Source organism: Streptomyces sp. NPDC028305 (assembly GCF_055569495.1).
In genome coordinates this window covers 157632-175880 of sequence record NZ_JBVHTN010000015.1, presented here as the reverse complement: position 1 = coordinate 175880, position 18249 = coordinate 157632, and the positions used below count along the sequence as shown (strand labels likewise).

General features: G+C 63.6%; 13 protein-coding genes and 1 pseudogene. 6 read left to right on the top strand and 8 right to left on the bottom strand.

What is annotated here, in order from left to right; genetic code table 11:
* Nucleotide 1: 1 nt before the first annotated feature.
* Together ACZ4WQ_RS45965 and ACZ4WQ_RS45960 are read left to right on the top strand one after the other, a co-directional pair.
* Complete coding sequence (locus ACZ4WQ_RS45965) at nt 2-2308, top strand: hypothetical protein (protein WP_398376962.1); 2307 nt, start codon at nt 2-4, stop codon at nt 2306-2308.
* Nucleotides 2309-2328: 20 nt separating this feature from the next.
* The gene (locus ACZ4WQ_RS45960; protein WP_398376963.1) at nt 2329-2970 is read left to right on the top strand and encodes a hypothetical protein; all 642 of its coding nucleotides are present in this window, start codon (nt 2329-2331) and stop codon (nt 2968-2970) included.
* 157 nt (nt 2971-3127) lie between these two features.
* On the opposite strand, the pseudogene ACZ4WQ_RS45955 reads toward ACZ4WQ_RS45960, so the two are convergent.
* A pseudogene (locus ACZ4WQ_RS45955) lies at nt 3128-3534 on the bottom strand (transposase); the annotation flags it as partial.
* Here ACZ4WQ_RS45955 and ACZ4WQ_RS45950 point away from each other — a divergent pair.
* The 4 genes from ACZ4WQ_RS45950 (at nt 3494) to ACZ4WQ_RS45935 (ending at nt 7120) form a co-directional block, all read left to right on the top strand.
* Nucleotides 3494-3880: a Scr1 family TA system antitoxin-like transcriptional regulator gene (locus ACZ4WQ_RS45950; RefSeq protein ID WP_468022895.1), complete on the top strand. Its 387-nt coding sequence runs from the start codon at nt 3494-3496 to the stop codon at nt 3878-3880. The pseudogene ACZ4WQ_RS45955 and the gene ACZ4WQ_RS45950 sit on opposite strands and share 41 nt — an antisense overlap.
* Nucleotides 3867-4088, top strand: coding sequence for a DUF397 domain-containing protein (locus tag ACZ4WQ_RS45945; RefSeq protein WP_398376966.1), 222 nt, complete (start codon nt 3867-3869; stop codon nt 4086-4088). The genes ACZ4WQ_RS45950 and ACZ4WQ_RS45945 overlap by 14 nt, the downstream gene beginning before the upstream one ends.
* Nucleotides 4089-4477: 389 nt before the next feature.
* Nucleotides 4478-4951 carry a hypothetical protein gene (locus ACZ4WQ_RS45940; protein ID WP_398376968.1) on the top strand — a complete coding sequence of 158 codons (474 nt, stop codon included), beginning with the start codon at nt 4478-4480 and terminating at the stop codon, nt 4949-4951.
* A gap of 30 nt (nt 4952-4981) precedes the next feature.
* Nucleotides 4982-7120 (top strand): hypothetical protein, encoded by a 2139-nt coding sequence (locus ACZ4WQ_RS45935; RefSeq protein WP_398376969.1) that lies wholly within the window; start codon nt 4982-4984, stop codon nt 7118-7120.
* A gap of 212 nt (nt 7121-7332) precedes the next feature.
* Here ACZ4WQ_RS45935 and ACZ4WQ_RS45930 read toward each other — a convergent pair whose 3' ends face one another.
* From ACZ4WQ_RS45930 to ACZ4WQ_RS45900, 7 genes are all read right to left on the bottom strand, one after another.
* Nucleotides 7333-7638 (bottom strand): WXG100 family type VII secretion target, encoded by a 306-nt coding sequence (locus ACZ4WQ_RS45930; protein ID WP_358847801.1) that lies wholly within the window; start codon nt 7636-7638, stop codon nt 7333-7335.
* 95 nt (nt 7639-7733) lie between these two features.
* The gene (locus ACZ4WQ_RS45925) at nt 7734-8138 is read right to left on the bottom strand and encodes a WXG100 family type VII secretion target (protein ID WP_385347710.1); all 405 of its coding nucleotides are present in this window, start codon (nt 8136-8138) and stop codon (nt 7734-7736) included.
* Between the two features lie 256 nt (nt 8139-8394).
* Nucleotides 8395-9651 (bottom strand): type VII secretion-associated serine protease mycosin, encoded by a 1257-nt coding sequence (mycP, locus tag ACZ4WQ_RS45920; protein WP_398376971.1) that lies wholly within the window; start codon nt 9649-9651, stop codon nt 8395-8397.
* A 1688-nt stretch (nt 9652-11339) separates the two neighbouring features.
* Entirely contained in the window at nt 11340-11813 is a 474-nt protein-coding gene (locus tag ACZ4WQ_RS45915) for a hypothetical protein (RefSeq protein ID WP_398376972.1), read from the bottom strand.
* A 768-nt stretch (nt 11814-12581) separates the two neighbouring features.
* A complete protein-coding gene (locus ACZ4WQ_RS45910; protein ID WP_398376973.1) occupies nt 12582-14741 on the bottom strand; it encodes a protein kinase domain-containing protein in 2160 nt (719 codons plus the stop codon).
* Between the two features lie 66 nt (nt 14742-14807).
* The gene (locus ACZ4WQ_RS45905) at nt 14808-17042 is read right to left on the bottom strand and encodes a protein kinase domain-containing protein (protein ID WP_398376974.1); all 2235 of its coding nucleotides are present in this window, start codon (nt 17040-17042) and stop codon (nt 14808-14810) included.
* Between the two features lie 40 nt (nt 17043-17082).
* Nucleotides 17083-18153 carry a serine/threonine protein kinase gene (locus tag ACZ4WQ_RS45900; protein ID WP_398376975.1) on the bottom strand — a complete coding sequence of 357 codons (1071 nt, stop codon included), beginning with the start codon at nt 18151-18153 and terminating at the stop codon, nt 17083-17085.
* Nucleotides 18154-18249 lie beyond the last annotated feature (96 nt).

The following is an 18249-nucleotide window of genomic DNA, read 5'->3' as shown; positions in this document are numbered from 1 at the left end:
CATGGCAAGCCTGACTTTCGACGACCTGTATCACGTCTCGTTCGCCGGCCTCGGCTCAGCAGCCGACGACTGGAAGGAGATGATGGACCAACTCGAAACCCTGGCTACGGATGCCAGGGACGGCATGGTGAAACAGTCCGAGGCCGCCCGTTGGGCCGGCGTCAACGCCGATGTCACCAGGCCCTTCGTTCGCAAGACCGGCAAAGAGTTCGGCGACGCCCACGCCGAGGCCAAAGCCATCTGGGCTATTCTCCGCGACGCCCACGAGGAACTCGTGGCACTCCAATCATCACTCAAGGAGGCCGTGGACGTCGACGCCAAGAACAAGTTCATTCAGGTCACCGGTCTACCGGACGGCACGGTGTCGTGTGTTTATGTGCATCGACGCGACACCAATGACGTGCAGACGCAGGCGCAGCTCGACTACAAAGACCGCTTGGAGCGCCGGATCATCAAACTCATCGCTCAGGCTGATGAGATCGACAACTCCGCGTCAAGCGCCCTGAATAGGATTCACGGCAACGACAGCCACAACTTCGGCCACGCGAAATACGATTCCCTGGACGATGCCCAGTCCGCGCGGGCAGTTCAGCTTGCCAGGAAAAGCCTCGCTAAGTACCGGGACGGTGGTGAGCTCAGCATCACGGAACTCGCCGAGCTCAAGCGGCTATTCGCACAGAACTCCAAGGACCGCGAGTTCGCTGTCGATTTCTACAAGGCCCTAGGCCCGAAGGATGCCCTGCGCTTTCAGGCCCAGATCGCCCTCGACGCTTCGGCAGAGGGCGACAAAACACAGCTCAAGCTCGCCCAAAGCATTCAGACGAGCATGGGCGAGAGCCTCGCAACGGCGACTCGGCCCCCCACCGGGAAGGACGACCCCAACACCGCCTTCCGCGAGGACAAGGACTACCTCGGGAAGTCGTGGCAGACAGAACTCAAGCAGATTGGCCGCGAGCGACTCCGACTCTCTATGAATAACGCACGGGTTGAACCACGGGGCTATCAAGTGCTCTCGACCCTGCTACGCCACGGAAACTACGACAAAGAGTTCCTCACTCCCATCGCAGAGGACATGGTCACCTTCGAGCGCAAGCACCCGAGGGCGTGGGCATGGGCGGATAACGCATACGCTGGTGACGGAATGGAGAAATTCGGACTCAATCTCGACAAGAAGGGCGGCCCTGGATGGGACCCCATGACCGGGCTTCTGGAAAGTCTCGCGCACAACCCAGAAGCATCGACGAAGTTCTTTGGCGACTCCACGGGTGAAGGCACGACCGACGGCCTCGAGAAGCTCAGCAACCTCGACTACTTCCTGGGCGACAAGCACGGAGAGAACGCACGTCAGTGGCTCCCCGACGCCACAGGCGGAACGGGCTCCCCGGACGCCGAGGACAAGATCTACGGCATGGAAGCGCTAGGGCACGCCCTTGAGTCCGCCACATCCGGGGACCCGTACGGCGGCGACGCCCCTTCAAAAGACCACACGCAGGCGGAGGCAGATGTCTTCCGCTCGATCGTGAAAAAGGTGGCCGCAAACCCAGAGCTCTTCAAGAGTGACGGCGAATTCACTCCGATCGTCGGCAGCCTTGGAAATATGTCGGCTGAATACATGCACGATATTCAGCGAGTTTACGCGGGCGGAGATCATAGTGGTTACATCAGACACACTGGAGCTGAGCCAGATTTCACAAGAGAAAGGGGTGCACTGGACCTGTTCTTGGAAACAACTGCAGAGGATCCCAAGGCATACTCAACCATCACACACGCCCAGCAGGCCGTGACAACTGAAATGTTCCGCGAAGTAGTAGCACAGTGCGGAGACAGCAAGGACCTCAAGGGCGTTGCCGCGATTGCCGCCGCCGCGGGAGCGCGACTCGAGGGCGTCACCGCCGAGGGTCGAGCCCATGCGATAGCGGCAGCCGACAACAGCCTAGAGAAGATCGATGAATACAACGAGTCACTGGAACGCGGAGACGCATGGCTCGGTCGATTCGTGGACCTAGGGATGAGTACCCTAGATAACATCCCAGTGGCCGGCGAAGTTGCAGGATGGGTAATCGAGGACTTCCGGGAAGCCATCCTGGGCCATCAGGTAGAGAGTTCAGACGATGTAGTCAAGCAGCTCGAAAGGAATCGGAAAGCATTCCTGGATACCGAGCACGATCGCATAGGCCAGGCATCAACAAAGGCGTTCCTCCTTGCAGCGAGAGACGCAGGCCTTAACATGAAAAGCGACAACGTAAAGAATGCCGCCGACAGCGTTTACAACTCGGCATACGAAGCAAATTCCGGCGAGAATTCCTGAAGAAAGCAGGTATTTTGTAGATGCTGCTCAGATCATCGAACTCAGGCCTAGGCAGAGGAATTACAGCCGCCCTGATCTTGCTGACCGCCGGAACCGGGGCATGGTGGGCTATCTACGATTCACACTCAGACAGCGACACCACAAGTTTCCCTGAAACCCTCTGCAATCATCGCATATCTGGAGATAGGGCAGAGCCCCTATTGCCCAACAAGGGGACGAAGCCACAGGAGGACACCTATAACTTCAATGCATGGACATCTCTGGGACACTGCATCATCAAAAGTGGCGGAGAGACAATTTCCGTAACATATGAGGATGCTCTAGGAGAGAAACGCGCCCAGCGCAAGGAGATCCCTGTCTCCCTCGGTGACGCCTACGGATATATGTCACCCAGGGGTAGCATTGAACTATATTTATCCTGCAAGTCGATCCCGAGATCGGTTTCAAATACAATTCTTATAGGCACAAACGCCTCCGTTGTGCAGGACAAACTGGAGGCAGGAAGTAAGCTGGACGAGTCGACCAGCGGACTGTCTTCCTTAGCCGCATTTACCGCTCAGGCGGTCCGTGACCTGACCCAGAATTGGTTCAGGTGCCCCGGAGCCGACAAACTGCCGGACGGCCCCGTAACCATCCACTGGGACAAGCCAGCCGTTCGCTAACCTCGATCTTTCGTGACGGTCTGCCAACGGAGTCGGTGGACCGTTTCGCTTTGTGTGGTTGACGTTGGGCAAGTCAGCGGCCCGGTTGTCGCACCGGGCGGGTGCCGGAATCCACTGCTCCGAGTCGGATAGGTTGCCGGGACGGGGAAAGTGTCGGTCAGCCGGGGTTCGGGAGTTGAGCGAGCCGGTCGAGGGCCGCGATGTCGTGAGCCCAAGGCCAGTGGCCGGCAAGGTGGAGGATCCGGCGGCGGCCGGTGGTGACGAGTTGTCCGGCCGCGCTTACCACACGCGGAGCCGCAGGCGATAGGGCTCCCAGTGATGGGCTTTGCCGATCAGGGCGAGCATGGGCATCCAGGCCAGCAGGACGAGCGCGATCTGCACGATCTCCAGCCACACCCGGTTCTGCGCGGCCGCGTGCAGGGGAAGGTGCCGCAGGCCGATGCCCCGGGCGGCACGGATCCGGTCCTCCGCGCGGCCCCGCAGCCAATGACGGAGCTCCAGCTCGGCAATCGGATGGCCTGCGGTGTTCGTGGCGAAACAAGTGATCCGTATACCGTCCGCGTCCAAGCTGTGGGCAGTCATCAACGAAGCTGCAATCCGGCACCACGTCTGCTCGACAGAGGTAGTGCGACAGCAACTGGAGCGACTGGCGCATGCCTCAGAGTATCCGCGCATCACCATCCAGTTCCTGCCCTTCGCAGCCGGCGCGCATGCCGGCCTCTATGGATCGTTCATGGTCATGGATTTTCCCACGCCAACTCCCGAAGTAGTGTGGTCCGAGAACCTCACACCGTCTACTTTGTGGACCCGGAGGATGTGGACCGGTACATCGAGGTTTTCGACCAACTACGGGACCGCGCGCTTGGGATTCAGTTCAATTGCAAAGGAGCTACAAAATGAAGAACATTAACACCACACGTGCAGCATTTCGCTCCGAAGGGACTCGCTGGAAGAAGAATTCGCAGAGCGGAGGTAACGATGACGGTGTTGGGTTCGCAATAGCCGACGAGCACATACTGGTCAGGGACTCCAAGCGCCCCGACCTTGCCCACACCTCATTCAGCGCTGCCGCCTGGCGCGCCTTCGTCTATGCTGCCGCGGCGGACACTCTCAACTGAGGGCACAGAACAAGAAGCGCCCTCAACTTAACACTCCGCTAACCCACAGCACGGACGCGATGACTTAAGGTCCAGGCCAACACCAGGGCCGCAGGCAACTCGTAACCTGTGAATGAAGTTCAACCTGGAACCCGCGTAGACGAACTCGCGTCTAACCCCGTAAGTTTCCCCTTCGGACACCCCTGGTTCGAGCCTCCGGTACACGGCGTAGTCGTTACGTCATCCTCCGCAAGGAGAACCGGTGCAGGCAAGGGCCGAAGCACACAAACCGACCGATCGTTCGACCAGTGTGCCCGGAAAGGGGTGAATAACAAGGCACCAGCGTGCTAACTTCGGAAGGCTAATCGCCTTATGCGACGCGCCACTTGATGCCTAGCCATGGGGGAATCATGACTTTTGAGGACGAGTGGTCCAAGCTCCGCACCGATGCTGTGGCGGGGCAGAAGTCCACCCACATGCGGCTCAACCAGACCGACCCCCCTGGCCCGAGCCTGCCTGGATCGCTCAACCTGAAGTCCAGCGCATCCAAGAAGAAGAGCGCCGCCAAGGCCTTGGAAGACGATGTCCAGCCGCAGACGAAGACGGCCGGCGAGTGCGTCGACGAATCAACCGAGAAGGCCGAGAAGGAGTTCAAGGACTGGGCCACCGGGAGTGGGATCACTGATGCCCTCAAGGGGTGGCACACCTCGGTCAAGGCGCTTCAGACACGCCTCACGCAGGAGAAGTCCGCACTGAGTGGGACCAACAAGTATTTCCTGACCAATGACTTCCTCGTCGGGTCGGATCTCACCACGGCCGTTCCGCCCACCCAGTCCTCGGACAACGTTCCGTTCTCGTCTCGCATCTCGGACTACTACCGCTAGGGGGGCTCGTTGCTCACGTACCACCAGGTCATGACCATCGACCTGTCCCTCCTCGAGACGGCCGCCACCAAATGGGACGAGGCCGCCAAGAAGTTCGAGGCAGTCCAGAGAATCTACGACAGCAAGGTCAAAACGGTCTCGACCGACGGAAACTGGTCCGGTCAGGCGTACATCGTCGCGCGCCCCAACATGCAATTGACCCATGACCAATTCACCGCGGCGCCCAAGGAAGCCCGCGCCATCGCCTCGATCCTACGGGACGCGCACAGCCAGTTCGTGGAGCTGCGCGGGAAGGTGAAGTCCGCGGTCGCGGACGCGGAGAAGGCCGGGATGAAGGTCTCGGACGCCGGCATCGCGAGTTACGACTACTCGAAGGCCAGCACGGCCGATGCGAATGCCGCGCGCCATGACCCGGATCTGCGCAACATCGAGCAGTCGTGGACCCGGCACATCGAGGCGGCGGTCAGAGCCGTCGACGACGCGGACCAGGGCGTGAAGCTCGCGCTCAAGGCAGCCGTGGAGGACCCCAATCCCATCGACGGCGCAGTCAACGGGTTCAACAACAAGGCTGAAGGCGACATCGAGAAGGTCGAGGGCAAGGAAGCCGAGGAGCTCGCGACCAGAATCAACTCCGGCGACAAGCTCAGCGACAAGGAGATGGCCGAGTTCAAGCGGCTGTTCCGGGACAACGAGTACAACAAGGCGTTCAGTCAGACGTTTCTGGACGGTATCGGCCCCAAGGGCGTCATCGATCTGAACCTCAAGTTCAACGACCGAGCCAAGGGCGACAACGAGAAGGACTTCCGCGCCCTCCAGGAAGGCGTCGCCACCTCGCTGGCCACCGCGACCAAGTCACCCTCCGACCCCTTCTACAACAAGTGGCGCGAGGGCCTGCGCAAGGCGGGTGCGAAGGACTTCGACGGGGGGACGGTCCCGCTCTACGGTTATCAGTCGTTCGTGGAGCTGATGACTCACGGAAAGAACTACGGGAAGCAGTTCCTGACCGATGTTGGCAACGACATCATCGCCCTGGAGAAGAGCGACAAGTACGGGACCGGCAGGTGGACCATGTGGCAGGGCGCCGGTTTGGCCCCCCACAAGGGCATAGCGGCCGACCCGCTCGACAGCCTGCTCGGCATCATGAGCCAGCAGCCGAACGTTGCGACATCGTTCCTCGACCCCGGCGCAGACGGAAAGAACGATCACCTGAAATATCTACTCAAGGATCGTGACTGGCCGACAACGGCCACGCCCAGCAGCATATCGGTCCACACGTCCGACCTCCCTTTCAACCGTGTGGGCTTTGGCGCGGCGCTGGAGGCGGCCGCCACCGGGGATGTCCCGGGCGCGGACCACGTTCTCGGCTATCACACCGAAGCCGAGTCCCGGGTGATGCACGACACGATCACGATCCTCGACGACGGCCGCAAGGGAACCCATATACCCGACAACCTGCGGACGAACCTGGGCCGCATGCTCGTCGACTACACGCCCGAAACCCATGAGATCCTGACCGGCACCGGTCCATACATGGACAAGGACGGCGTGTGGCACGACGGCACGGGTGGCAAGGATTCCCATATGTCCGTCCCGAAGGAGAGCCTGACACGCATCATGCGTGGTGTGGCGGATGACGGTAAGGCGTTCGGCGAGATGTTCGAGGCCGAGCGGTTCTACGCCGCTGGGACCCTTTCCCAGACGGACTTCGCCAACCCCAACGAACGTGCCGCGGCCATCGAAGGTGCTTCGCATGTCTTCGGTTTTTACGACGGCATCAGCTCCGACATCGCGCGCGACAAGAAGAACGACGCCGTCTCGTTTGCCAACCATGCCCAGACGGCCGAGTTCGTCATCACCGGCGGTATGCAGGCTGCCGCCAGTGCGCTCAAAGGCCAGCCCATCGGGTTCATCTCGGATGCCGTCTACCGCATCCTCTACGCGGGGGCCTATGACTGGAAAGAGGACCAGATCGCTCAGGCGAACGCTGCGGCGGCGCAGGAGACCGAGTATCACTTCACCACCGGACAGAAGCAGGTGAACCACTTGGTCTCGGGGTGGGCTCAGGCGAACGGCCACGGTGTCGACACCGGTCTGTCACGGCATCTCGTCGGCTCCGGGCAGGAACGTTACGACAGCGCGCGGACGGAAGCCCTTATTTACCTGGACTAATGAGCCGATAAGCCTGGGTTCCGCTTGGCTCGCGGGTTGAGCTGCCTTATTTCTTTCTGCCGGCCGCCGGTGAGGGCTTCTGCCCCACCGGCGGCTTTTGCATGTGGCGCGTGGACCGGTCACTGTCCAGCACGTACGTGGACTCCCTGAGAACGCTGATGGGGTGGGCGGCGGTGCTCACCGCTGCCCACCCCATCGCGGAGGCGAATCGCTCAGAAACCCAGGCTGAACAGCTTCGACGCCTTCACGTCGGTCTCGCGGTACGAGTCCTTACCCGACTCGACCAGCGCCGCGACCTTCGTCACGAGCCCCTGGATGTGGTCGGCCCGGGCCTGGAACTGCTTCTCGGCCGCGAGCATGGCCTGGTGGGCCTCACCCTCCCAGCCTTCGGTGACTCGCTTCACGGCGGCCTGGATGTCGTCCATCTCCTTGCGGACGTTGCCAGCCGCGGTGCGGAGCTGCGAGGCGAGCTGCTGTACCGACTCGTAATCGACGAGGATTCCGTCTTGCAGAGACACGTGTCCCCCAACTCGATAGTTCTGTGTGCGTTGTTGTCAGGCTCCGAAGGGGTGCCACGGTGCCACCAGGCACCCTCTTCTGCGTTCTGCGTGGCTTAGAAGCCGTCGACCCTCGAGTGCGAAGCGATCGGGGCGTCGGTGCCGGCGCCAAGGCCGCCAACACTGCTGCCCGGGGTGATGTGTCCGCCGGCGGCCGAGCCGTTGACGTCGATGCTCTTGAGCTGACCAGCGATGTCGTCATCGTTCGCGCCACCGGAACGGTGGGTCAGTGCGACTGCCTCGCGGATGCCTTCGACCAGGCGGCGGACGGCGTCGTGGTCCTGCTCCAGGTCCATCTGCGCCTTCTTGAAGGCGCCGGCACCCTGGCCCTGCCAACCCGCGTCCACCGTGGCGAGGATGTCCGCCATGAGCTTCATGTTGCTGCCGAAGCCCTGGATGGACTGGTCGAGCTCCTGCGTGAATTTCTGGAACGCTGAGTCGCTAACCCGCTGCTTGCCCATTTTCCACCTTCCCCCATGAATTGTTGGTGAGTTGACATGGGGTTTCGCTCTTCAACTCACCGCTGTGCACGAACCCCTTGGGGTTCATCGTACTGCTTTTAGGTGTCCTACACATTGTAGTAAGCGTCCGCAACACCTCGCTCAACGTTCACGCTTATTTCATTTGTTGAACGAGAGCTAGGTGCTCGGCAGCACCCCGGCTCCCCAGGGGCGTCTTGGCGGAGTTCCCGGTCCGGTACACGGCAGTGACGGCTCGTCATAGGCTGGCCGATGCACTGCCGCGGCGGCGGACAAGCGCGATCGCGACGGCAGCCGCTAGGAGAACGGCGATGCCTGCGCCAATGGCGATCCAGAGAGTACTGCTACTGTTGTCGTTTTTCTTGGGCTCCGCGATGGTTTTCTTGTCGCCCTTTTTGTCGTCCGTGGCCGTGGGCGTCGACTGTGGGTCGGTGCTTGGGGACTCGGAGGCAGACGCCGACGCAGAGGGGTCCGGCTTCGTGGCGCCCTCGCGGGCCAGCAAGGGGTTGACGTCGGCGGGGCCGGGGGCTCCCTCTCCGTCGAGGAGGACCTTACGGGGACGGATGGAGCCGTAGCCGACATAGATGCTGGGAATCTCGCCGGTGGTGGGCTTGGCCGCAGTCTGCATCATGACACGTAGGACTTGATTGTTGGTCCACTTGGGATGCTTGGACCAGATAAGGGCTGCTGAGGCGGAAGCAATGGCGGTGGCTTGGCTCGTACCACCGGAGGTGCAGATACCCTCTGTCTTGGTGCAGTGGATGGGGATGTTATCGCCCAGAGCGACAAGTGAAAGTTGATCTCCAGAGGTTGACCACTTGCTTACGTTGCCATTGCGGTCGATCGCTCCTACTCCAACAACTCCGGGAAATCCAGCGGGATAAGATTTTTGATTCCCGGCATCGCCATTATTTCCTACCGCAGCAAAGATCAGGCTTCCCTTCTTGAGCGCGTACTCCACAGCTGACTGTGTTTTGGGGAGCTGTGACCCATCAGTCACCGATCCAGCCGAGATATTGATGACACGTGCACCGTGATCGGCGGCATAGCGAATTGCCCGCGCCTCAATCCCGTCGACGGAGTCTACTTTCCTATCTGCAATGTGCTTGATGGGAAGGATCTTGGCTTCGGGGGCAACCCCTTGAATTCCCCCTCCGGCTCCCGTGCCGGCGATCAAGGCTGCCATGTTCGTGCCATGACCCTCCTTGTCCGCGCGCGCGCCTGTCGGGTTATTAGACACATCGGCGCCTCCCAACACTTGGCCACGCAATTCGGGGATGGAATCATCGACCCCTGTATCGATGACTGCGACAGTCACCCCTTTGCCCTTGCTCACCTTCCACATGTCGTCCGCCTTCATTGCGGTGAGATACCACTGCCGTGAGCGGACATCCTGCGCCTCCGCGGGCGGCGCGATACCGCCCGCGGAAACAAGTAGAGCACCGGCCAAAGCCAACAGGGCCCGACGCCGCACTCCAGGGGATGAAAGCAGCATGTAGTGGTAACTCCTCAGGTGAGCGACTTCCGTAGGCTATTCGATGACCGGTGGAACGGTGTTGCGCCGCCCGCCGGACCAGGTCTCCTCGTCCTCTTCGAGGTAGTCCGGCCTGGCCCCGGCATTGCGCTGGTTTCCACCGTGTGGAAGGGATGTGGAGTGCGGCGCCGTTACAGGGCCATGGCTCCCGCGCACGAGCCCCGATCCCCCCTGAGTGAATTCGGAGCGTCCCTCACGCGGGACGCGCGGCCCTCCGGTGACTCCACCAGGCTCCGACGTCAACCGTCGGCCCGAGCCAGCACCGCCGGAACCGTGTGCACCGCCGTCAACCGGGTGAACTCCCCCTCCCACGGGGCCACGAGGCAGAACACCTCGTTCCTCCCCCACGACCATGCTGCGCGGCAGACTCCGGTTGGCCGGGTTCGTTCCCTTCGGGCGGTCGACGACGCCTCCCGGCTCCGAACCAAGACGTCGCCCGGGACCGCCACCCCCAGGTGTGTTCGGTCCGTGCCCGAAGTAGGTACCCGGTCCGACGGGGCCACGAGCCATCGGGGAGTGCGGCTCTTCCCCGACCACCATGCCGCGCGGAATCCGCGGAGTGTTGGTCGGTCCGACACTCCGCTTGCCGCCGACGATTCCGTCATTCGTCGGAATACGCGGGGGCACACTCGAGGTCCGAGGTGCGCTTTGTGCGCTCGGGGGAAGCTTGCCGAGTTGCCCCGGTCCGGGGATCGGTGCGGTTCGGCCAACAGGCGGAGCAGTGGGAATGACCGGCCGCGGCCCGGGAAGGCCGGTGACCGGAGGCATCTTGGGGCCATTCGATGGGACGTTGGGAACGTCGTCGGGCATCGGAGGAAGGGTGTTGGGCCTGTTGATTGTGTCCGGCGCCGGCGGAGTCTTGACGGAGTCGATAGCCGTGTTGGTCGGGTCCGGGACGCCCACGCCGGGGATCGCACCGCCGCCGTTCGGGGTCAAGGGCGTGTGGGGCCTTGTTTCAGCAGGTAGTACAGGCGCGGCCTTCGGGCCTGCGCCATTGAGGTCGGCGGCAGACAGCGGGGTGGCATGACCGCCTCTTACTGCAGGCGTGGCTCCACTCGATGAAGACGACGTTCCCAGCGGGGTCTCGTACGCGTCGTAAGCGTCCTGCGATACCACATCACCAGGAAGAGGAGGGAAGTTCGGCTCCACAAGCGCCTTGTCCAGAAACCCGTGGGCCGTCTCGTAATACGAGTCCAGCTTGGCGATCTGCTTGATGGCCTCTTGCCGGTCGGGCTCGTTCTTCAGCCGAGCCTTCTCTTTTTCCTCATCCACGTAGCACATGGGGACCAGCTTCGCCCCGGGAGAGTCCGGCTTCGGCATGGACGACTTGACATCGGCTAGCCCCAGGGCAGCAACCCCTATGTTGTTGCCAACCCCCCACGTGTAGCTGGCCAAGCTCAGAGTCTGCTTGGACAGTTCTTCAACCCAATCACGGAAGGCGTCGGCTCCCTCACCTTTCCATTTGACGTTCTCAGCGTGTGCCCGCATCTCGTCCGCGATGGCCGTCAAATCGGTCCACGCGTCCATCAGTGCAGAACTGGCATCGCTCAACTTGATCGGATCGGCGCCCTGTACTATTTGGTAGAGCCGATAGTGACTCATTCCATCGTACTCGATGGAACTTTCCTCGCTCATCTGCGTCTACCCCCTCAGCTTGCGTCCGGGCCAACGGACTTACCATCCTGCGGCGAGTTGCCCGACGCCCCCGACTGATCGGCGTTCGGGGCACGGTAGTACTTCTGCGCCTCGGCCTGGATCTCCTGCATTCGGCGCCTTTGTTCGGCGTCGATACCGTCGTATCCGTTTTCGGCGATCAGGGCCGCGAGGCCCATTGCCTCAAGCTGGTCACCGAAGGTCTTGGAGTAAATCTTGATCTTCTCGTGAACTTGGTCGTACAACTCCGACAATTTATCGGCAGATGTGAGGGTTCCGTCGCCATAGGCGGCCCGGGAGATAGTTTGCTCATCAAGTTTCGTCTTGGACGCAGGCGACTTCTCAAGATCGGACAAAACCTTGTCAATCCGGCTCTTGAACTTCGCGAGAGTCTCGGCTTCCTTGGCCATGCCCTTGCCGAACAAGTGCGACTGTGGAGCCGAACCGCCTGGGTCGACTGGTTTCGCCACCGCATCCTCCCCGTATGACACCAACGATGTCCTGAACCACTCTAGCGATCGCGCCTGCGTGGCCCAACTATCATATCGTCAAGGTAGTTCGACGACTCTGTAACAGATCGCTACTCAGCGGACCCCAGGCAGCCGCCGCCCCCTCAATCATCGGTCTACGCTCCGGCTACAGGGGACGCGACACCCGGCGACGTTTGCAGTTCACGCCCGGTAAACCCGCACTTCCCCTCTTGACGGAAGCTGGGCCAGGCATTCCAGTAGCCAAGGTCAGCCAGGATGGGCAGGTGCAAGTGGTGGCGCCTCCGCAGCTCGGTCTGGCTGAGGAGACCCACGGCGACCAGCCGGCCGGGGGAGTGGTGCACCTGGGGCCAGCGGTCGCGTCGTGATCGGTGCGGATCATGGCGCCGTCAAGGTTGAAGTGGCCGTCCCCTGCCGGTAGAGGACGCTCCAGCGAAGTGGACGGATCCGATGCGTGCTGAGCCAGGGCGTCCAGGTCCACGAACGCGCAGCAGTTGACGGTCAGAATCGAAAAACCGTGCTCCCGGGCGAGTTGAGCCGGCCGGGTGACACCGACGCACCGCTGCGGCACGAGTCCCACCTACTTGAAGAAGCCCATCGCGATCGTGCCCTTGCGGTCCAAATTGGTCCTGGCGTGCGTGAAGCAGCTTCGCAAGATCCTCAGCGGTCGCCGTTCGCACAGCAAGCACGACGCGGGGCCGTCACGCACCGCGACGTCACATTGCCAAGCAGCTCATTGAACTTACGACGTTAAAACACCGGCATCGCCGTCAATTTGCCGTTGTGCACCAAGAACACACGGTTTCCCGAAGCCGCCATCCCCCACTCGCCCCTGCCGTTCCGAGCATAGGTCCACGCCGGGTTACCTGTGTCCTTGTGCAGGACCGCGATACCACCCTCATCGATACTGTCAACGTTCGCCCAAAGGGTCTCACCCTGGACCACTGGAGGATAGAGCCGCTGGAGGACATCGCCGAGAGAACGCGTCCAGTCAGCATTCCCGTGTCTTCTGTCGCGACGGCTGATCTCCTCGCCGTCCAGGGCGTACAGCGCATCGCCGTCGAGCGTCGGCGCGCCCCAGCCTCCGTACGTCTTCTTAAACTCGCTTCTGGCAGGCACCGACCATATCTCTTCTCCGTCCTTGAGCTTACGGGCTGTCAGGGATTTCCCACCCAAGTAGACGATCCCTTCGGAGACGGCAGGGGCGATGGGCACGATAGCCACTGCCTGCCGCGGCAGCGTCCAGACCTGTTTCCCCGTCTGGGTGTCGAGTGTGGCCACCTTGCCGTTTTGGCCGCAGAGAACCAAGCGTCCGCTGTCCGTTGCCGCCTCGGGTGGAGTGACCAGTGAGCACTCCACAGGCATCGGAACCGTCCAGCGGGTGGTGCGCGAGGCGATGTCGAAGGCGCCTAGGAGGCTGACATCGGTCGATGCCCAGTCCCTCCTAGCCGTGAAATAGACGCTCTCGGTGTCCGCGGCGATGACATGGACGGCGTTGGCAGGGGCCGTCCACTTCTCCTTGCCGGTAGCACTGTCGAGGGCGAGAAGCCCTCCCTTATGGTCGCCGGTCAAAGGGCCAACGGTCACAACGAGTTCGTCGGAGGGCGCGACGTAGTGGGCATACGAGCCGCAGTCAGTGCCCCATTTACGTGTCCCTTCGATCACGTTATAGGCGCCCAGATTGCTGCTTCCTCCCTCGTGGACCACGACGAGATCGCGCACAGGCAGGGGCTGGATAACAACCGGGGAGGGGCCGTCCTGCGGCCCCCACAGCGATGGCGGCGCGGTTCCGTCCTTGTACTGCGAAGCTGTCAGACGCTTCGCATCCCACGGTTTCGGTGGCGCCGCGCTCTCCTCTTCAGTCGGTTTGCGGGCCTCCCCCGCTCCGGTGTCCTTGGACAGCAGCCACCAGCCGAGTCCTCCGCCGCCCGCCGCCAGTACGGTGCCGCCACCCGCCGCGAGCGCGGTGATGAGACGGCGCCGGGAGGGAACGGAGGGTGTACGCGCTTCCGGAAGACTGATCAACTTCTTCGCGGCTGCCTCGCGCAGCTTGATGTCGGCGGCCAACTCTCCCAGCTGCCAGATTTTTTTGGCTCCGGGCTTGGAGCCGGGCGGCGGGGCGAAGACCGCAGCGATCTGCTCGGGAAGAGGCCGGTAAGTGGGATCCTTGGCGAGGCAAGGAGCAACGAGCACGCGTACCGGCTCCGGTACCTCGGACAGGTTGGGCTCTCCGTGGACCACTTCGTACTGCACCGTCGCTACGTGTCCGCCGTCGTACGCACGCTCTCCACTCGCCGCGTACGCAAGCACCGCTCCCAGAGAGAAGACATCGGCGGGCGGGCCGACACGTTGTCCCAGCACTTGCTCGGGTGCGCCGTAACCGGGCGTGACCGGTATCTGGCCGGTGATGGTGAGGGTGAGGCCGTGCTCGGGGCGCGCGATGCCGAAGTCGATGATGCGGGGGCCCGAGGAGGTCATCACGATGTTGGACGGCTTGAGGTCACGGTGGACCAGTCCTGCGGCGTGGATGTCCTGGAGCGCACGGGCGAGGGCTGTGGCCAGTTCGCGGACACCTTGGTCGTCGAAGGGCCCGTACTCTTCGATGTGCTGGTCCAGCGTCGGTCCCGCCAGGAATTCCGTCGCCATCCACGGCCAGCCCCCTTCGTACCACGCTCCGAGTACGCGCGCGATGCCGGTTCCGGTGACGGCCTGCGCGACCTGCGCCTCGCGGACAAAACGCTGCGCCATGTTCTGGTCATACGCGAGCTCTTGCCGGAGGACTTTGACCGCGGCAGCCCGGCCGGCTGCGTCCCGCCCGAGATAGACCCTGCCCATACCGCCATCGCCGAGTACGGCAACAAGGCGGTACGGGCCAAGGCGAAGGGGGTCGCCGGGACCGAGAGGGTTCATGGGGTGAATGTCTCCCTGCCGAGTTGTCAGGTGCCGTGGTTTTTCGGATGTCGTAAGTGAGTTGGGTCACTCGAAGGGGAGGGCGTACACGAAATCGCCGCTCATCAACACGAGAGTTCCAGCACGCTCGTGAGCCACGAACGCGCCATCGAAAATATCGGGGACACGGAAGGTCCAGGCGACTTTGTGTGTATGCAGGTCCACAGCGCTGATCCTCGCGTTGCCGTCCATGGCGACGTAGGCGTATTTCCTGCCGATAACGGGCGTGACCAGGAGACTGGGTACACCGCCCAAACTCGTCTCCCACAGCAGCTTGCCACTGTCTGCCTCCACGGCGACGAGTCCGCGGGTTCCCTCGGCCACATACACCACGCCATCCTTCACCGCGGGTCTGCCGTACGGACGCGTGTCCTTCTCGATGTCGCCCTTGTCCCGGCCTTCGCCGAACACCCAGGCCTTGTCTCCATTGGAGAGCCGGAACGCGTAGAGCCGCCCGGTCCCAAAGTAGACACGATCGTTGTCCGCCACGAGTTGGCCCGGCTCAAGGTAGGACTTGGAGTCCAGCCGTTCCCTGGGCAGGTCCCAGGACCAGAGCATCCGGCCCGTACGGGTGTCCCGGCCGCCGATCCCGTCCACGATGTCGAGCACGCCGACTCGTCGGGTGACGGCCAGACAGTTGCCGACGGCCTTGGCGACAATGCCGTCGTCGGAGCTGACCGGATAATAGGCTCCCGTGATCGGCTGGCGCCAAAGCTCCTTGCCGCTCTGGAGATCGGCGGCCATCACATGCCAGCCCTTTTCGTTATCCACGGGGCCCGCCTTCCATCTTTGGGCCACCAGATAGATCACTCCGTCAGCGACAGTCAGCGGTTGCGCCTGCTCCGTGCGAGATCCGAAGAAGTCCCGGAACGGTCCTATCAGGGGCTTCGGCTTACCGTTCCCGAGGTCGATCGAGTGAACTGCCAGCCCTTCCGCGGTTGAGGTTTCGGGTATGAAGGCATAGGCTCGCTCGCCATCCGAGACGACTTGCCAGGCGATCTGTGCGCCGGACAAGGTTTCCCACTTGCGGGACCATCGCTTTTCTCCGGTCTTCGCGTCCAGCCCCACAAGGCCGTCATCGATCATCACCAGGATCAGATCCCCGACCGGAGTCGGGACAAAAGTCTCATCCGTCCTGTTGACCTTCACCCACCACACCGCCTGTGAAGGGATATTTGCCGGGCGGGCGGTGGAGCTCGGCCGTGGCCCGACGGTGTCGCGGTGCTGTCCGCGCCGGGTCAGCCATGCCCACGTCCCGACGCCCGCGGCAGCTGCGCCAAGAACCGCGCCGCCGGAGAGAGTCAGGAGCTTCCGTCTGGACATGCCGGGACGGGGAGCCGCCTCATCGACGGACCCGGGTGGTGCGGGCAGCCGCGTCGGCTGGATCTGCCATACCTCAGTGGCCCGTCGGCCGATCTCCGCGAGGGCCGCCTCGGGCAGGTGGTCGGTGAATTCGGCTTCTTCATGGTTCAGCTGGTCTGCGAGCTCGGCCATGCCGGGGCGCTGAGCCGGGTCCTTGCTCAGGCTGCGGCTCAGTACTGGCAGCAGCCCCGCGGGGACCCCGCCGAGGTCGGGCTCCGCGAAGCGGACGCGGTAGAGGAGGTCGGCCGGTTGGCCGCTGCCGAAGGGGCCGTGCCCGGTGGCCGCGAAGATCAGTACTCCCGCGAGTGCGAACACATCGCCCGCGGCGGTGTGCTCCCCGCCCATCGCCTGCTCCGGCGACATGAAGGCGGGGGTGCCCGCGGTCACCCCCACGCTGGTGAGCCTGTCGTCCCCGATGGCCCGCGCGATACCGAAGTCGATGACCTTCGGCCCGAGGGCGGTGATCAGGATGTTGGAGGGCTTGAGGTCGCGGTGCACGACGTCCGAACGGTGCAGCTGCCCGAGCGCGGCGCAGAGTGCGGCGCCTAGGGCCCGTACCGACGGCTCCGGGAGCGGGCCGCAGAGGGCCACCGTGTCGTCCAGCGGCGGGCCGAGCACGTACTCGGTGGCCAGCCAGGGGACGGCCGCGAAGGGGTCGGCGTCGACGACCCCGGCGCCGTACCGCGCGCCCATGACGCGGGCGGCATCGATCTCGAGCTGGAACCGCGTGCGGTACGTCGCCTCGGAGGCGATCCGCTCATGCATGGTCTTCAGCGCGACCGTGCGTCCGCGCGGTGAGCGGCCCAGATAGACGGTGCCCATACCGCCACCGCCCAGCCGGGCTATGAGCCGGAACGGGCCGAGCTGCTGAGGGTCGTCATGGGTCAGGGGAAGGGCCATCAGGTCGGTCCACGGTGAGGGCGCGGGCGGCGCGCGGGCGTTATGAGGCGGGAGAGACGGGGAAGCCGGTGGAGGCCGGGGGCGGGTACGCCGATCCGAGGGCCGCCGGCGGGTACGGCTGCGGGGCTGGGATATGGCTCACCATGCTGTCCGCGTCCAGACCGGCGACAGGGGCATACGGGCTCGGTGCCGCGGCCTCCGTGGCCAGGAGCTCTGCGGACTGCCGGGCGAGTGCCGCGATGACCCGTCCCGGCAGCCAGCCGGGTCCGAGAGCCGCGGAGGCCCGGCTCACCGCGCCGTCCAGAACGGTCCCGTGTGACGCGAAGCCGGACCCCGTCATCCCGGCGAGCGCCTGCGCGGGCAGCAACTCGTCGAGCAGCTGGACCGCTTGCGGCCTGGATGCGGCGTCCCGGGTGAGACACAGCGCGATCGTCCTGCGCAGCCCCTCCGGAAGTTCGCGCCGTTCGGGGACCAGGTGCCCCGTCGCGGCGTACGCCAGCACCGAGCCCAGAGCGTAGATGTCGCCCGGCGGCCGAGGCCGACCGCCCGCGATCTGCTCTGGAGGCAGACTGCCCGAGGCGAGCCCCGGCAGTCCCGATCGCTGCTCACCGTCCGGGCCCGCGGCCCGTACCGCGCCGAAGCAGGTCAGACGGGGGCCGTCGGCGGTGAGCAGCACTGTGGTGGGTGAGAGGCCGCCATGTGTCACGCCCGCCGCGTGTAACGCCGCGAGGGCCTCCGCGAGGGCGGCACCCAGCACGCGGACCGTGCGCTCCGGGAGAGGGCCCCGATGCGCGGCGAGCGCCTCCGTCAGTGGTAGCGCGGGAAGGTACGGCGAGGCGTACCAGGGGGCTCGGGGCGTGCCGCCGACTTCCACCACGGGTGCGATCCAGGGCCCGGGCAGCCCTTGCCGGGCGGCCGCCGCCTCCACTGCGAAGCGCCCCGCGTCCACGCCGGGCAGCGGCGTGCTGATCACGACCGTACGGTCCCCGCCCGACAGCCATGCGATGAAGCGGCGCTCAGGGACCGGCACTTGGCCGCCATCCGTATCGAACCGGGCGACGACGTCATACGGTCCGATCCGCCGGGGGTCGTCCGAGCGCAGCGGTTCCATGGATGACGATTCCCCCTTCACGGAAACCAGCGGAGCAACCTTACCGACGGGCCAGGACAACGATGACAACGGGGCACGACTCTAAGTCATCATGCT

Coding starts and splice junctions, on each gene's coding strand:
- ACZ4WQ_RS45965 (WP_398376962.1), top strand. CDS start 2: ATGGCAAGCCTGACTTTCGACGACCTGTATCACGTCTCGTTCGCCGGC.
- ACZ4WQ_RS45960 (WP_398376963.1), top strand. CDS start 2,329: ATGCTGCTCAGATCATCGAACTCAGGCCTAGGCAGAGGAATTACAGCC.
- ACZ4WQ_RS45945 (WP_398376966.1), top strand. CDS start 3,867: ATGAAGAACATTAACACCACACGTGCAGCATTTCGCTCCGAAGGGACT.
- ACZ4WQ_RS45940 (WP_398376968.1), top strand. CDS start 4,478: ATGACTTTTGAGGACGAGTGGTCCAAGCTCCGCACCGATGCTGTGGCG.
- ACZ4WQ_RS45935 (WP_398376969.1), top strand. CDS start 4,982: ATGACCATCGACCTGTCCCTCCTCGAGACGGCCGCCACCAAATGGGAC.
- ACZ4WQ_RS45925 (WP_385347710.1), bottom strand. CDS start 8,138: ATGGGCAAGCAGCGGGTTAGCGACTCAGCGTTCCAGAAATTCACGCAG.
- mycP (WP_398376971.1), bottom strand. CDS start 9,651: ATGCTGCTTTCATCCCCTGGAGTGCGGCGTCGGGCCCTGTTGGCTTTG.
- ACZ4WQ_RS45910 (WP_398376973.1), bottom strand. CDS start 14,741: ATGAACCCTCTCGGTCCCGGCGACCCCCTTCGCCTTGGCCCGTACCGC.
- ACZ4WQ_RS45905 (WP_398376974.1), bottom strand. CDS start 17,042: ATGGCCCTTCCCCTGACCCATGACGACCCTCAGCAGCTCGGCCCGTTC.
- ACZ4WQ_RS45900 (WP_398376975.1), bottom strand. CDS start 18,153: ATGGAACCGCTGCGCTCGGACGACCCCCGGCGGATCGGACCGTATGAC.